This window comes from Streptomyces sp. NPDC001135 (assembly GCF_053598395.1).
This window is the reverse complement of the sequence record NZ_JBSFKD010000014.1, coordinates 145816-159904: the sequence shown is the minus strand read 5'-3', so window position 1 is coordinate 159904 and position 14089 is coordinate 145816. Positions and strand designations below refer to the sequence as shown.

Genomic DNA, 14089 nt, shown 5'->3' with positions numbered 1-14089 from the left:
GGCCCCCGCCCTCACGGGCGTGGGGCGCGCGGCTCAGGGCGTCGGAGGACTCAGGGCGCGCGGGCTCAGGGCGCCGGCGGGCTCAGGGCGCCGGCGGGCGCCGAAATCCCGCTGCCCGCCCGGCCTGCCGCGCGGCATGATCCGCCCATGACTGATACGGCCAAGCGGGACGAAGAGCGGCAGGCAGAGCAGTCCGCGCAGGAGCGGATGCGGGAGCGGCGCCGGGTCGCCTTCGCCAAGGCGGAGCGCGTGCTGTCGCGTCCGGGCTTCAGGCGCACGATCCGGGAGCGGCTGGCAGCCCTCCGGGAAGCGGCACCCGAGGTGTACGACCTGGACCAGCCCGCGGACATGTACGGCAACGGAATCGTGGCGGACCTGGAGGAGCGGGTCGCGGCCCTGCTCGGCACGGAGGCCGCCGCGTTCTTCCCGACCGGCACGATGGCCCAGCAGGTGGCCCTGCGCTGCTGGGCGGGCCGCACCGGCGACCGCACGGTCGCCCTGCACGCCCTGGCCCACCCGGAGGTGCACGAACGGCATGCGTTCAGCGAGGTCAGCGGGTTGCGGCCGGTGCGCGTGACCAGTGAGCCCCGGCTGCCCACCGCCGCCGAGATACGCGACTTCGACGAGCCCTTCGGCACGCTGATGCTGGAACTGCCCCTTCGGGACGCCGGTTTCGTGCTGCCCACCTGGGAGGAGCTGACCGAGGTCGTCGACGCCGCGCGGGAGCGCGACGCGGTGGTGCACTTCGACGGCGCGCGCCTGTGGGAGTGCACGGTCCGCCTCGGCCGTCCCCTGGCGGAGATCGCGGGCCTGGCGGACAGCGTCTACGTGTCGTTCTACAAGTCCCTCGACGGCTTCGGCGGCGCCGCGCTGGCCGGACCGAGGACGCTGGTGGAGGAGGCGAAGACGTGGCGCCACCGGTACGGCGGCATGGTCTTCCAGCAGTTCCCCACCGTGCTGTCGGCCCTCGCCGGCCTGGAGCGCGAACTGCCCCGGCTGCCGGACTACGTACGGCACGCGCGCGTGGTCGCCGCCGCGCTGCGCGAGGGTTTCGCCGCGGCCGGGATCCCGTGGGCGCGCGTGCACCCCGAGGAGCCGCACACCCACGACTTCCAGGTCTGGCTGCCGTACGACCCGGACGTCGTGATGGAGGCGGCGGTGCGCCAGGCCGAGGAGACGGGGACGTTCCTCTTCGCCAACCCCTGGGACCGCGGCGGCCCCGGGGTGTCCTTCAGCGAGGTCGCCGTGCGCTCGCCGGGCCTGGAGTGGACGGCGGACGACGTACGGGCGGCCGTCGCCGACTTCACGCGCCGGCTGCCCGCCGGGTGACCGCGCGGCGGGGCACGCCCGCGCCCGTGATCACAGCGCGCGCGGGCGCAGCCACCGGCGCAGGGCGTACCGCACACGCCCGCGCACCGGGCGCCCGGCGACGACCGCGTTGAAGCGCCGGTAGTCGCGCAGTTCACGCACCAGGTCGACGTCGTGCCGGCCCGGGGCGGGCGGCTGCGGTTCGCCGAGCACGCGGGCGCGGTGGCTGTCGAGGAGGTACTGCTGGGTGATGCTCATGGCGGATCGCCTTCTCGGGAGGTTCTCGGGACTCTCGGTCCAGGGACTGGTCACCGACCGCTCGGCGAACTCGGTGACCGCCAGGGCTCCGCGGCTGCCCCGGTGCCCTCCAGGCTGCCCCCGGCCAGGGCGGATGTCCCGTGAATTGACGGCTGTCGTCAATCCACGGCGGCACTGTCAGTGGCCGGGTGCACGATGGGGGCATGAGCGTGACCATCGACATCACCGGACTGCCACCGGACCGGGTCTCCGTCGTGCCCTCTCCGCTGGCGGAACTGGGGATGGCCCTGCACGCCCTCAGCGAGCCCGGCCACCACCCCGGTCTCCAGGGCTGGGCGACGGCCGTCTCGTCCCGCCTCGACCCCTGCCTGGCCGACCGGCTGTGCGAGGCGGAGTTCCTGTGGCGTACGACGTTCTCCGACGTCTTCGCGCCGTTCGCGGGCATCCCCGGCGGGCGCGCGGTCCCCGGTGCCACACTCGCCGAGGAACTGGACCAGCTGGACGAACTGACGGACCACCAGTTCGTGACCGCGGCGCTGGAGTTCACCTGCCAGCTGCACTACGACTCCCAGCAGTCCAGCCCGCTCGAGGACCCGGAGCTGCGCCGTCGCTCCCTGGAACTGGCCGCCGCGCGCGGTGCCGTGCAGGAGCGGTTCACGCGTCGGCTGCTGGAGGATCCGCCGGCCGTCCGCGCCTGGTTCCGCGAGCTGATGCTCGACTGCGACGAGGCGTTCTTCGCCGACGTCTGGGCCCGCGTCCAGCCCCAGCTCGCCGCGGACGCCCGGCACAAGACCGAACTGCTGCGCCGCAAGGGCCTCGCCGAGGCCCTGTCGTCCCTCTCCGGAGCCGTCTCGCTGGACCAGGAGGCCGCGCTCATCACCGTCGACAAGCTCCTGGTGGGCCACACCGCCACCGGTGACGGCGGCCTGGTCCTCGTCCCGACGAGCCTGGGCTGGCCGCACGTGATGGTCCTGCACCGGTACGGCTGGCAGCCCTCGATCGCCTACCCCGCGAGCGGCACGCGACCGCAGGCCCCGTCCGTCGACCAGCTGACGCGCCGGCTGGAGGCGCTGGCCCACCCGGTGCGGTTGCGGCTGTGCCGGCATCTCGCGCGCTCCCCGCACACCACCGGCGAACTGGCCGACGCCCACGGCATGTCGGCACCCGAGATATCCCGGCACCTCGCGGTGCTGAAGAAGGCGGGCCTGATCACCGGCTGCCGCCGGGGACGGTACGTCCAGCACCAGCTGGACCTGGCGGCGGTGGCCCGGCTGGGCAGCGACTTCATCGAGGGCGTCCTGCGCTGACGCCGCGCCCGTGCGGCTCCCGCGTCAGCCGTGCCCGCCCGCGCGCACCAGCCCCGTCTCGTAGGCCAGCACCACGACCTGCACCCGGTCGCGCAGGCCGAGTTTGGTCAGGATGCGGCCCACATGGGTCTTCACCGTCGCCTCGCTCAGCACCAGCCGGGCCGCGATCTCACCGTTGGACAGGCCCTGTGCGACCAGCACCATCACCTCGCGCTCGCGCTCGGTGAGCCGCTCCAGTTCCTTGTGCTGCGGCTCCTTGCCGGCCGAGGGCAGCATCGGCGCGAACCGGTCCAGCAGACGCCGGGTGGTGGAGGGCGCCACAACCGCGTCGCCGCTGTGCACGGCACGGATCGCGGCCAGCAGATCACCGGGCGGCACGTCCTTGAGCATGAAGCCGGAGGCACCCGCCTTCAGCCCGGAGAAGGCGTACTCGTCGAGGTCGAACGTGGTCAGGATCAGCACCTTGGGCGGGTTGGGGTCGGCGCAGATCCGCCGGGTGGTCTCCACGCCGTCCAGCTTCGGCATGCGGACGTCCATCAGGACGACGTCGACGGCTGTGGACCGCAGCGCCTGCAGGGCCTCGACGCCGTCGCCCGCCTCCGCGACGACCTCCATGTCCGGCTGGGCGGCGAGCACCATCCCGAATCCGGTGCGCAGCAGCACCTGGTCGTCGACGAGCATCACGCGGATCGTCATCGGGCCTCTTTCGTTCAGAGCGGTGGGGGTTGCTTCAGGGCGACGGTGTTACTGGTGTCAACGGGGGGCGTGCGGCTGCGTCAGTGCGCCGGCTTGAGCGGCAGCAGGGCGCTGATGCGGAATCCTCCGCCCGGGCGCGGGCCCGCGTCCAGGGTGCCGCCGACCATGCCGACCCGCTCGCGCATGCCGATCAGGCCGTGTCCCTGCCCGTCGGCGCCGCCCTCCTCGTACAGCTCGTGCGGGGCGCCCTTGCCGTCGTCCTCGACGAGCAGGCCGAGCCCGTCGTCGAAGTAGACCAGCCGCACGCTCGCGCCCGCGTTGGGCCCGCCGTGCTTGCGCGTGTTGGTGAGCGCCTCCTGGACGATCCGGTACGCGGTCAGCTCCACGCCGCTGGGCAGCGCGCGCGGGGTGCCCTCGATCTTGAAGTCGACCGGGAGGCCCGAGCGGCGGCACTGCTCGATGAGGTCGTCGATCTGCTCGACGTCCGGCTGGGGGACGTACTCCCCGCTCTCCTGGTGCTCGCCGGTACGCAGCACACCCAGCAGGCGGCGCATCTCGGCGAGGGCCTGACGGCCGGTGGAGGAGATTGTCTCCAGAGCCTTCTTGGCCTGGTCGGGAGCGGTGTCGAGGACATAGGCGGCACCGTCCGCCTGCACCACCATCACCGACACGTTGTGCGCGACGACATCGTGCAGCTCGCGGGCGATACGGGCGCGCTCGGCGGCCACCGCGACCTTCGACTGCGCCTCGCGCTCCTTCTCCAGGCGGGCCGCGCGCTCCTCCAGCTGGGCGAAGTAGGCGCGCCGGGTGCGCATGGAGTCACCGAGCACCCAGGCGAGCGCGAAGGGCACCGTCTGGAAGACGACCACGGCGACCTCCCCGGCGAGGGTCGAGTGCGCGACCGGCCAGCGGATCTGCGCGAGGGCCGCCGCGGCGAAGCTGACGGCGAGCGCCAGCCGGGACGCCCAGCGGGCACCGATCGCCGCGACCGTGTAGGTGATCACCAGCATGGCGAAGTCGGCGAGGGTCGTCCCCACGTCCAGGACCAGCTGGGCCAGCCCGGTCGCGCACGCGACCAGCAGCATCGCCTCCGGGTAGCGGCGGCGCAGCGCGACGACGACACCCAGGACGACGGACACGGTCATCGCCGCGGCGACCGACCCGTGGCGTCCCGGCGCCCCGTCCAGATTGGCCACGCTCACGCCGGCCAGCCCGAACAGGACGACGGCCCAGAAGGTGTCGACCCCGGTCGGGTGGCGGCGGAGGAAGTCGTAGAGGCGCTGCACGTAACCCAGCGTAGGGAAACCGGATGCGTGCAGGGGTCAACCGGAGGGCCGATCCGCGCCGGTCGCGTGTACTCCGCAAGGTGGAGGAAGTGATCATCTGTGCGCCTAGTCTGTTGCGGTGACGGATGAGACGGCCCCGGAAGCGGAACGGTCCCCCGGCGACGGACACGACGCCCGCGGCGCGCACGCCCGGCGCGGCCTGCGGAACGGATCAGACGTGCGCGGCTGGCGTACGGCGACCGAGGCGGCGCTGTACGGCCCCGGCGGCTTCTACCGCCGCCCGGAGGGCCCGGCGGGCCACTTCCGTACGTCCGTGCACGCGTCCGCGCTGTTCGCGCGGGCCGTGGCACGGCTGCTGTGCCGGGTCGACGAGGCGCTGGGACGGCCCCCGGTGCTGGACTTCGTGGACATGGGGGCGGGGCGCGGCGAGCTGGTCACCGGCGTGCTCGCCGCTCTGCCGGCCGACGTGGCCGCACGCACGCGTGGGTACGCCGTCGAGCTCGCCGACCGCCCGGCCGGACTGGACGAACGGATCACCTGGCTGGGCACACCCCCGGCCGCCGTCACGGGGCTGCTGTTCGCCAACGAGTGGCTGGACAACGTGCCCGTGGACGTCGCCGAGGTCGACCCGGCGGGAGTCCCCCGGCTGGTGCTCGTCGCCGACGACGGCAGCGAGCGGCTCGGGGACCCTGTGACCGGCGCGGACGCGGACTGGCTGGCGCGCTGGTGGCCGCTGCCCGCGGAGGAGGGGGTGCGCGCGGAGATCGGGCTGCCACGGGACCTGGCGTGGGCGTCGGTGGTGGAGCGGGTGGTGCGCGGGCTCGCGGTGGCCGTGGACTATGCGCACACCGTCGGCACGCGTCCCCCGTTCGGGTCCCTCACCGGCTTCCGGGAAGGGCGCGAGACGGCGCCCGTGCCGGACGGTTCGTGCGACATCACGGCACACGTCGCCCTGGACGCGTGCGCGGCGGCACCCACGGCACACACGTTCCTGGGCACGCCCGGGGAGACAGCGCGCACGGCTTGCGACCCGGCGCGCGACCCCCTGGGCAGCGCGCAGAGCCCGACACACACGCCCCCGGATGCGGCGCGCACGCTGCCGGCCGCGCGCCTGCTCACACAGCGCGCCGCTCTGCACACCCTGGACATCACCGGCGCACGCCCCCCGCTCGCGCTGGCCTCCACGGATCCCACCGCCTACCTACGCGCCCTCGCGAGCGCCGGGGAGGCCGCCGAACTCACCGCTCCGGGCGGCCTCGGCGACTTCGGCTGGCTGGTCCAGCCGGTGGGAATCCCGGACCCGCTCGCCTGACCCAGCCTCTGCCCGCCGCCTGCCCCCTTGTCCGCAGCCGGCCCCTCGCGCGCGGCCCGCCTACTTGTCGATGTCGCCGACCACGAAGAACATCGATCCCAGGATCGCCACCATGTCCGCCACCAGCGTCCCCGGCAGCAGCTCGGTCAGCGCCTGGATGTTGTTGTACGAGGCCGAGCGCAGCTTCAACCGGTACGGCGTCTTCTCGCCCCTGCTGACCAGGTAGTAGCCGTTGATGCCGAGCGGGTTCTCGGTCCACGCGTACGTGTGCCCCTCCGGCGCCTTCAGCACCTTCGGCAGCCGCTGGTTGATCGGCCCGGGCGGGAGCTCGGCGAGCCGGTCCAGGCAGGCGTCGGCCAGGTCGAGCGCGTTGTGCGTCTGCTCCAGCAGGACCTCGAAGCGGGCGAGGCAGTCGCCCTCGCTCCGGGTGACGACCTTCAGCGTGTCCTGGAGGTCGCCGTACGCCAGGTACGGCTCGTCGCGGCGCAGGTCGAAGTCGACACCCGAGGCGCGCGCGATGGGCCCGCTCACGCCGTAGGCGTGCACGATTTCCGGCGTCATCGCGCCGACCCCGCGCGTGCGCCCCCGGAAGATCTCGTTGCCGAGCACCAGGTCGTCGAAGACGTCCATGCGCGAGCGCACGGCGGCGACGGCGGCACGCGCGCGTGCCGTCCACCCGGCCGGCAGGTCCTCCTTGAGGCCGCCGACGCGGTTGAACATGTAGTGCATGCGCCCGCCGGAGACCTCCTCCATGACGTTCTGCAGCACCTCGCGCTCCCGGAACGCGTAGAACACCGGGGTGATGCCGCCCAGCTCCAGCGGGTAGGACCCGAGGAACATCAGGTGGTTCAGCACCCGGTTCAGCTCGGCGAGCAGCGTGCGGGTCCACACCGCCCGCCCGGGCACCTCCATGCCGAGCATCCGCTCCACGGCGAGGACCACGCCCAGCTCGTTCGAGAACGCCGACAGCCAGTCGTGGCGGTTGGCGAGCATGATGATCTGGCGGTAGTCGCGGGCCTCGAAGAGCTTCTCGGCGCCGCGGTGCATATAGCCGATCACCGGCTCCGCGCGCACGATGCGCTCCCCGTCCAGCACGAGCCTGAGCCGCAGCACGCCGTGCGTGGACGGGTGCTGGGGCCCGATGTTGAGCACCATGTCGGTGCTCTCCGCGGCGCCGCCGATCCCGACCGTGGTCTCCGTCGTAGGAGTCATGGCCCCAGTTTCCCCTACGTACGCTGAGCCCATGGAAACGGGGAGCCCGGAGGAGACCGGGACAACAGGGGCCGACTCGGCGTGGCGGGGGCTGCATCCCGCTCTGGTCCGGGTGCGGCGGCTGTTCGTGGTCGTGTGGACGGCGGTGCTCACGGTGGCCGTCGGGTCGCTGCTGGGCCTGCTCGTGGGGCCCGCCTGGGCCGCCTTCGCACTGCTGCCGCCGGCCCTCGCCGCGTGGTGCTGGCAGCTGGTGGAGCGCAACTGGCGCTCGTGGCGCTACACCGAGCGCGGGGACGACCTGCTGATCAGCCGCGGTGTCCTGTGGCGCGAGGAGACGGTGGTCCCGTACGGCCGGATGCAGCTGGTGGAGGTCACCTCCGGGCCCGTCGAGCGGCGCTTCGGGCTAGCCACCGTGCAGCTGCACACGGCGGCCGCCGCGACGGACGCCACCATCCCCGGCCTGACCCCGGCCGAGGCGGAACGGCTGCGCGACCGGCTCACCGAGCTGGGCGAAGCACGATCGGCGGGCCTGTGACGCCCCCCGGCCACGACGACACCGCGGACGGCATAGCCGCCGCAGACCACAGAGACGGCGCCCCGGTGGATGAGGGGCGCGCGGCCGTGATCGAGCGCCGCCTGCATCCCGTCACGCCTTTCCGGCGGGCGTGGGCGCCGATCGCCGTACTCGCCGGATGGGCGGTGCACGACCCGGACACGACGCAGCAGCAGCTGGAACGGCTGACCACCACCGTGCTGCTGCTGGGCCTCGCCGTGCTGGTGCCGGTGGCCGGCCTCTACGGTTTCCTGTCCTGGTGGTTCACGCACTTCGCGGTCACCGACACCGAACTGCGCATCCGCACCGGTCTGTTGTTCCGGCGCACCGCGCACATCCGGCTGGAGCGCATCCAGGCCGTGGACGTCTCCCGTCCCCTCCTCGCGCGCGTGGCGGGCGTCGCCAAGCTGCGGATCGACGTCGTGGGCGCCGACGACAAGGACGAACTGGCCTTCCTGGGTGAGCAGGACGCGCGTGCCCTGCGCGCGGAGTTGCTCGCGCGCGCGGCGGGGTTCGCACCGGAGACGGCGCGCGAAGTCGGCGAGGCGCCGGCGCACGAGCTGCTGCGCGTGCCCCCGCGCGCGCTGGCGCTCTCCCTGGCGCTGACGGGCGCCACCTGGGGCTCTTTGTGCGCCGCGGTCGTCGTACCGACCGTGCTGTGGCTCACCACCGACAACCTGTGGACGGTCGTTGCGACCGCCCTGCCGCTGCTGGGCGCGGCCGGCGCGAGCAGCGCGGGGCGGTTCGCCGGCGAGTTCGACTGGAAGGTGAGCGAGTCACCGGACGGGCTGCGCATCGACCACGGGCTGCTCGACCGTACGCATGAGACGGTCCCGCCCGGCCGGGTGCAGACCGTGCGCATCGTGGAGCCCCTGCTGTGGCGGCGGCGCGGCTGGGTGCGGGTGGAGCTGGACGTGGCCGGGTCCGACAACTCGGTGCTGGTGCCGGTCGCCCCGCGTCCGATCGCCGAGTCGGTCGTCGCGCGCGTGCTGCCGGGCGTGACGGTGCCTCAGGCCCTGACGGGTCCCCCGGTCCGGGCCCGCTGGTGCGTGCCGGTGTGGTGGCGCGGCCACCGGCTCGCGGTCACCGACACCGTGTTCGCCACCCGGCACGGCCTGCTGGGCCGCCGGCTCTCGCTGGTCCCGCACGCCAAGGTGCAGAGCGTACGGCTGAGTCAGGGACCCTGGGGGCGGCTCTGGGGGCTCGCCGACGTCCATGTGGACACCGGGGCCGACAAGACCGTGACGGCCCGTCTGCGGGACGCACAGGAGGCAGCGCGGCTCCTGCACGCCCAGGCGGAGAGGTCCCGTACGGGCCGCCGGGGCGCCCGCCCGGACCGCTGGATGACCTGAGGCCCGGCTCCCTTGTGCGGGAAGCCGGGCCTCGTCGTCCTTGTGGCCGGTGAGGGCTCAGGAAGCCGCGGTGCGCAGCCTCTGCACGTCGATCTGCTCGGTCTCGTCGTGCGCGGTCAGGTCGATGACCTGGCCGACGCCCTGCGACTGTGCGTCGGCCTGCTTGAACGCGGCCTCGGACTCGGCCTTGTGCACGGCGAGGGCCTCCTCGCCGACGACGTCGGCGAGATCCTCGTTCTGCACGGAGTCCAGCGCGGCCTTGGGTGCGCCCTTCTGCGTGCCGAAGAAGTCGAAGCCGCCCTCGACCGCCGGGCGCCGCGCGGGCGCGGCCGGTACGACGGCCACCGCGGTCGGCACCGTGAAGTGCCCGGCGGGCGCCTGCGCCCCGGGCCCTGCGGGCTCGGCCGGTGCCGTGGGGGCGGCGGCCGCGCGCGCGTGCCCGACGGCCGCCCCGGACTGCCCCTCCGCCTCGTCCTCCTGGGCGGCCGGCGCACCGGCCTCGCCCCGAGAGGCACCGGCGCCGTCGCCGTCCGTCACGCCTTCCACCGCGCCTTCCCGGGCGCCCGCCGCGGCGGCTTCCGCCGGGGCGACGGAGTCGGTCCCGTCCGCTTCGGACCCACGTCCGTCCGCCTTGCCCGCCGGGGCGGCAGCGGCGTCGGCCTCGTCGCCGTCCGCTGCGCGGACCTCGGGAGCGGCCGGCTTGCCGGCCGTGTCCCCGGCAGCCTGAGCTTCGGGGACCGCGGGCGCCGGCGCTTCCGCGGCTTCCGTCACGGAGTCGGCCGAGGCGTCGCCGTCGAACCGGGCCAGGGCCGTCAGGGCCTGCCGGTACAGTCCGGCGCCCTCGGGCGAGAACACCGCGGAAGCCACCGGCTCGTCCCCGGAGACCTCGGAGTCCTCCGCGGCGTCACCGGCGAGCGCGGTCTTCTCGGCGGCACCGTCCGCCTCCTCCACCGCGGCCGGCTCCGGCTCGGCGCTGCGCGCGGGCGGCAGCGCGGGCGCGGAGGACGGCACGGCTGCCTCGATCTCCAGCAGCCGGCGTCCTTCCAGGGCGGTCGCGCGCTCGGTCTCCGCCGTGGCGTACCGGCGCAGCAGGGCCGCGTGCTCGTTGCGCAGGCCGGCCAGCTCCGCGCGCTTGGCACGCAGCCGCTGTTCCAGCTTCGCGCGCAGCTCGCGCGACTCCTCCAGGTCGGTCTCCAGTTCGGCGACCCGCTCCTCGTACCGCCATTCGTCACCGACACGCGCGCGTGTCAGCTCGGCGACCCGCTTGCCCGCCTGCGCGTCCCAGCGGCGCATCACGACCGCGCCGACGACCGCGGTCGCGGCGGCGGCGGCGGCCAGTGCGCGCAACACCGTGGCCTCGGAGAACGCCCAGGGACCCAGCGCGCAGACGACGGAGACACCGGCGATCGCAGACGGAGGCAACAGCCGGTGCAGGGGTGGTGAATGGCGGTGGCGTCCACGTGGCATGGCCAGAAACTTACCGCGCGTAGGCGAATCGCGGACCCCCGCCCCGTAAAAACCCGGCCACGACACCGGCTTCACAGGGCGTCAGGGGCACGGCGGCTCAGCGGTCGGTGAGCCGCCCGCTCATCCACTGCAGCGTCGGTGGGATCTCGCGCCGCCAGGTGTTGAAGTTGTGGCCGCCACTGTCGAGGATGATCGACGATATCCGGGTCAGGTTCGTGGCCTGCACGCTCGCGATGAACTTGAGCGTGGCCTTGTAGTTGTGCTCGCCGACCTTGCTGCTGGTGACGAGCAGCGAGGTGTCCGGTGCCTGCTCGTGCTGGAGCAGCCACTGCAGGTCGGCGCGGTTCTGCAGTTTCTTGTCGCCGTGGAAGAGGTCGCCGGTGGTGGGGTCGATCGGTGCCTTGTAGTAGGGCGACAGGCCCGCGGCGGCCGCGTACGCGTCGGGGTGGTGCATGGCGAGCTTGAGCGCGCAGTAGCCGCCCGTGGAATCACCGATGACGCCCCAGCTGCCGGGCCGCTTGCCGACCCGGTAGTGCGCCCCGACGGCTTCCGGCAGGTCCTGCGCAAAAAACGTTTCTGTCTGCGGGCCGCCCGGGACGTCCACGCACTCGGTGTCCCGCGGCGGCGCCACGGTCGGCCGCAGCATCACCAGAATCATCGGCTGCATCTTCCCGTCCTTGGCCAGCTGCTGTGCCGTGCGCGGGTAGTTCAGCCTGTTCACCAGCGCCTGCGCCGTACCCGGGTAGCCGGTCAGGACGACCGCCGCCGGGAACGTACGCGTGCGGTACTGCGGCTGGAAGTACTCCGGCGGCAGGTAGACGTACGCCGGCGTGGCGATGCGGCTGCGCCGGCCGGTGATGTCGACCTTCTGGACCTGCCCGGTCGCCTGCGGCCCGTGACCGTTGGTGCCCGGGATGCCGGACGACGAGAGCACCTGGACCGGGCCGCCGGTGCCGCCGCCCGGCGCGTGGTCGACGACGACACCCTGGTCCGTCTCCTGGCCGAACAAATCGGCCCAACTGGCGTAGAAACCGAAGGCCTGGTTGGCGGCGAGGCCCACGGAGGCGAAAAGCATCAGCTGTGTACCGAGCAGCAGTCCGACCCGTCCGCTGACCGTCCGCCAGCTCTGCCGGGCCAGTCGCGGCCACAGCCACACCGTGCCGACGAACAGTACGGCGGCGAGAAAGATCGCCAGCACCAGCACTTTGTTGCTCGTGAGACCCATGGGCTGTTACCTGCCTGCGCTTTCCGCCCGGCACCCGCCCATGCTTGGTCGCGAGGGCTTGCCCGGGGCTTTCCTTGGCCTTTGACCCGACTTTCCGGTGGGGAGTGAACCTCTCTCCCCAAGACACCGTCCTAGAGGGCGCAATGTCGCCGGATGCCCGCTCGGGCCCGGGTTCAAGGTCTCTCGCAGAACTACGGGATGCGATGTCTGTCAGGATAGATGGGGAAATGTCGGGCGAGGTTCCGAGTCGATCAAGCCGGGCGCGGCGCATACTGCGCGGCCCGCAGCCCGAGGCCGTTCCCGCCCTGGTCGGCAGGGCTGCCGCTCTCGTGGGCCTCCTGGACATTGCCGCGGGTGTGTTCCCGCGCTTCCGGCACAGCCGTATGCACGCCATCGCCGAGGTGCTGCCGGGCTCGTTCGGCCCCTTCGCCGCCGCCCTCTCGCTGAGCACCGGCGTGCTGTTGCTGCTGCTCGCGCACGGGCTCAAACGGCGCAAACGCCGGGCGTGGCGCGCCGCGGTCGCGCTGCTGCCGGTGGGCGCGGTGGCACAGTTCGCGTACCGGCACTCGGTCGTCGGCGTGCTGATCGCCGTCGCGCTGCTCGCGCCGCTGCTGCTCCATCGTGACCAGTTCGCGGCGCTGCCCGACCCGCGCAGCAGGTGGCGCGCGCTCGCCAACTTCGTCCTCATGAGCGCCGGTTCGCTCTTCCTCGGGCTCGTCATCGTCAGCGTCCACCCGCACCGGACGGTCGGGGACCCGAGCCTCGCCGACCGGCTCACGCACGTGGTCTACGGCCTGTTCGGCTTCGAGGGTCCGGTCGACTACCAGGGCAACACGTCGTGGACCGTCGCCTTCTCCCTCGGCGCCCTCGGCTGGATCACCGCCGTCACCACCATCTATCTGGCGTTCCGCCCCGAGCACCCGGCCGCCCGCCTCACCGAGGAGGACGAGGCCCAGCTGCGGGCCCTGCTGGAGAAGCACGGCAGGCGCGACTCCCTCGGCCACTTCGCCCTGCGCCGTGACAAGGCGGTCGTCTTCTCCCCCAGCGGCAAGGCCGCGGTCACCTACCGCGTGGTCTCCGGCGTGATGCTCGCCAGCGGCGACCCCATCGGCGACGTCGAGGCCTGGCCCGGCGCCATCGAGCGCTTCATGGACGAGGCCAAGGCGCACTCCTGGACCCCGGCCGTCATGGGCTGCTCGGAGACGGGCGGCGAGGTGTGGACCCGTGAGACCGGCCTGGACGCCCTGGAACTGGGCGACGAGGCGGTGGTGGACGTCGCGGATTTCTCCCTCGCCGGACGCGCGATGCGCAACGTGCGACAAATGGTCAAGCGCATCGAGCGAGCCGGCTACGAAACCCGGGTACGGCGCATCCGTGACCTCGGCGACACCGAGCTGGAGCGCATCCGCCGGGCGGCGGAGGACTGGCGGGGCACCGACACCGAGCGCGGCTTCTCCATGGCGCTCGGCCGGATCGGTGACCCCACCGACGGCGACTGTCTGATCGCCACCGCCCACAAGCAGGACGACGAACCCGGCGAGTACGGCGACCTGAAGGCGGTCCTGCACTTCGTGCCCTGGGGCAAGGACGGCGCCTCGCTCGACCTGATGCGCCGTGACCGCAGCGCGGACCCGGGCATGAACGAGCTGCTGATCGTCGCCGCCCTGCAGGCCGCCCCGAAGTTCGGCATCGCCCGCGTCTCACTGAACTTCGCGATGTTCCGCTCCGCCCTCGCGCGCGGCGAGAAGATCGGCGCCGGTCCGGTACTGCGCGCCTGGCGCGGGCTGCTCGTGTTCCTCTCGCGCTGGTTCCAGATCGAGTCGCTGTACAAGTTCAACGCCAAGTTCCAGCCCCGCTGGGAGCCCCGCTTCGTGGTCTACCGGCACTCCGCCGACCTGCCCCGCATCGGCTTCGCCGCCATGCAGGCGGAGGGCTTCGTGAACTTCGCGCTGCCGCTCCCGCGCTTCCTGCGCCGGCGCAGGACGGCGGCCGAGCGCCCCTGCGCGCACGCCGTCGCGGAAAGAGACGTCCGCGCGGCCTGATGCGCGCAGGACACGGTGAGAGCCGCATGACCGTAGGGCGCGGCCAGGACGGGCCCGGGCGGGCACCCCAC

The 14089-nt window shown here is 73.2% G+C and carries 12 protein-coding genes; 6 read left to right on the top strand and 6 right to left on the bottom strand.

The window, feature by feature from the left end; genetic code table 11:
- Window positions 1-147 precede the first annotated feature (147 nt).
- Window positions 148-1329: a threonine aldolase family protein gene (locus ACWC94_RS19215; protein WP_450797826.1), complete on the top strand. Its 1182-nt coding sequence runs from the start codon at window positions 148-150 to the stop codon at window positions 1327-1329.
- A 30-nt stretch (window positions 1330-1359) separates the two neighbouring features.
- On the opposite strand, the gene ACWC94_RS19210 is transcribed toward ACWC94_RS19215, so the two are convergent.
- On the bottom strand, window positions 1360-1566 hold the full coding sequence (locus ACWC94_RS19210) for a hypothetical protein (protein WP_450797825.1): 207 nt from the start codon (window positions 1564-1566) through the stop codon (window positions 1360-1362).
- A gap of 203 nt (window positions 1567-1769) precedes the next feature.
- Between ACWC94_RS19210 and ACWC94_RS19205 the strand changes: the two genes are divergently transcribed.
- Complete coding sequence (locus tag ACWC94_RS19205; protein ID WP_450797824.1) at window positions 1770-2873, top strand: DUF5937 family protein; 1104 nt, start codon at window positions 1770-1772, stop codon at window positions 2871-2873.
- A gap of 24 nt (window positions 2874-2897) precedes the next feature.
- Here the strand turns inward: ACWC94_RS19205 and ACWC94_RS19200 are convergent, their stop codons facing one another.
- The gene (locus ACWC94_RS19200; RefSeq protein WP_450797823.1) at window positions 2898-3569 is read right to left on the bottom strand and encodes a response regulator; all 672 of its coding nucleotides are present in this window, start codon (window positions 3567-3569) and stop codon (window positions 2898-2900) included.
- An 80-nt stretch (window positions 3570-3649) separates the two neighbouring features.
- Entirely contained in the window at window positions 3650-4855 is a 1206-nt protein-coding gene (locus ACWC94_RS19195; protein ID WP_450797822.1) for a sensor histidine kinase, read from the bottom strand.
- Between the two features lie 199 nt (window positions 4856-5054).
- Between ACWC94_RS19195 and ACWC94_RS19190 the strand changes: the two genes are divergently transcribed.
- Window positions 5055-6167, top strand: coding sequence for an SAM-dependent methyltransferase (locus ACWC94_RS19190; protein WP_450797898.1), 1113 nt, complete (start codon window positions 5055-5057; stop codon window positions 6165-6167).
- A gap of 60 nt (window positions 6168-6227) precedes the next feature.
- Here the strand turns inward: ACWC94_RS19190 and ACWC94_RS19185 are convergent, their stop codons facing one another.
- Window positions 6228-7379: an NADH-quinone oxidoreductase subunit D gene (locus tag ACWC94_RS19185; protein WP_450797821.1), complete on the bottom strand. Its 1152-nt coding sequence runs from the start codon at window positions 7377-7379 to the stop codon at window positions 6228-6230.
- A gap of 31 nt (window positions 7380-7410) precedes the next feature.
- On the opposite strand from ACWC94_RS19185, the gene ACWC94_RS19180 reads away from it, so the two are divergent.
- Together ACWC94_RS19180 and ACWC94_RS19175 are read left to right on the top strand one after the other, a co-directional pair.
- Window positions 7411-7914, top strand: a complete 504-nt coding sequence (locus ACWC94_RS19180) for a PH domain-containing protein (protein WP_450797820.1) — start codon at window positions 7411-7413, stop codon at window positions 7912-7914.
- 32 nt (window positions 7915-7946) lie between these two features.
- Window positions 7947-9284, top strand: coding sequence for a PH domain-containing protein (locus ACWC94_RS19175; protein WP_450797896.1), 1338 nt, complete (start codon window positions 7947-7949; stop codon window positions 9282-9284).
- Between the two features lie 57 nt (window positions 9285-9341).
- Here the strand turns inward: ACWC94_RS19175 and ACWC94_RS19170 are convergent, their stop codons facing one another.
- Entirely contained in the window at window positions 9342-10751 is a 1410-nt protein-coding gene (locus ACWC94_RS19170; RefSeq protein WP_450797819.1) for a hypothetical protein, read from the bottom strand.
- Between the two features lie 97 nt (window positions 10752-10848).
- Window positions 10849-11976 (bottom strand): alpha/beta hydrolase, encoded by a 1128-nt coding sequence (locus ACWC94_RS19165; RefSeq protein WP_450797818.1) that lies wholly within the window; start codon window positions 11974-11976, stop codon window positions 10849-10851.
- A gap of 227 nt (window positions 11977-12203) precedes the next feature.
- On the opposite strand from ACWC94_RS19165, the gene ACWC94_RS19160 reads away from it, so the two are divergent.
- Complete coding sequence (locus ACWC94_RS19160; protein ID WP_450797817.1) at window positions 12204-14018, top strand: phosphatidylglycerol lysyltransferase domain-containing protein; 1815 nt, start codon at window positions 12204-12206, stop codon at window positions 14016-14018.
- Window positions 14019-14089 lie beyond the last annotated feature (71 nt).

Excerpts from the sequence above, each read along its gene's own strand:
- ACWC94_RS19200 (WP_450797823.1), bottom strand. The coding sequence starts at position 3,569 with ATGACGATCCGCGTGATGCTCGTCGACGACCAGGTGCTGCTGCGCACC.
- ACWC94_RS19205 (WP_450797824.1), top strand. The coding sequence starts at position 1,770 with ATGAGCGTGACCATCGACATCACCGGACTGCCACCGGACCGGGTCTCC.
- ACWC94_RS19185 (WP_450797821.1), bottom strand. The coding sequence starts at position 7,379 with ATGACTCCTACGACGGAGACCACGGTCGGGATCGGCGGCGCCGCGGAG.
- ACWC94_RS19210 (WP_450797825.1), bottom strand. The coding sequence starts at position 1,566 with ATGAGCATCACCCAGCAGTACCTCCTCGACAGCCACCGCGCCCGCGTG.
- ACWC94_RS19160 (WP_450797817.1), top strand. The coding sequence starts at position 12,204 with ATGTCGGGCGAGGTTCCGAGTCGATCAAGCCGGGCGCGGCGCATACTG.
- ACWC94_RS19165 (WP_450797818.1), bottom strand. The coding sequence starts at position 11,976 with ATGGGTCTCACGAGCAACAAAGTGCTGGTGCTGGCGATCTTTCTCGCC.
- ACWC94_RS19180 (WP_450797820.1), top strand. The coding sequence starts at position 7,411 with ATGGAAACGGGGAGCCCGGAGGAGACCGGGACAACAGGGGCCGACTCG.
- ACWC94_RS19215 (WP_450797826.1), top strand. The coding sequence starts at position 148 with ATGACTGATACGGCCAAGCGGGACGAAGAGCGGCAGGCAGAGCAGTCC.
- ACWC94_RS19170 (WP_450797819.1), bottom strand. The coding sequence starts at position 10,751 with ATGCCACGTGGACGCCACCGCCATTCACCACCCCTGCACCGGCTGTTG.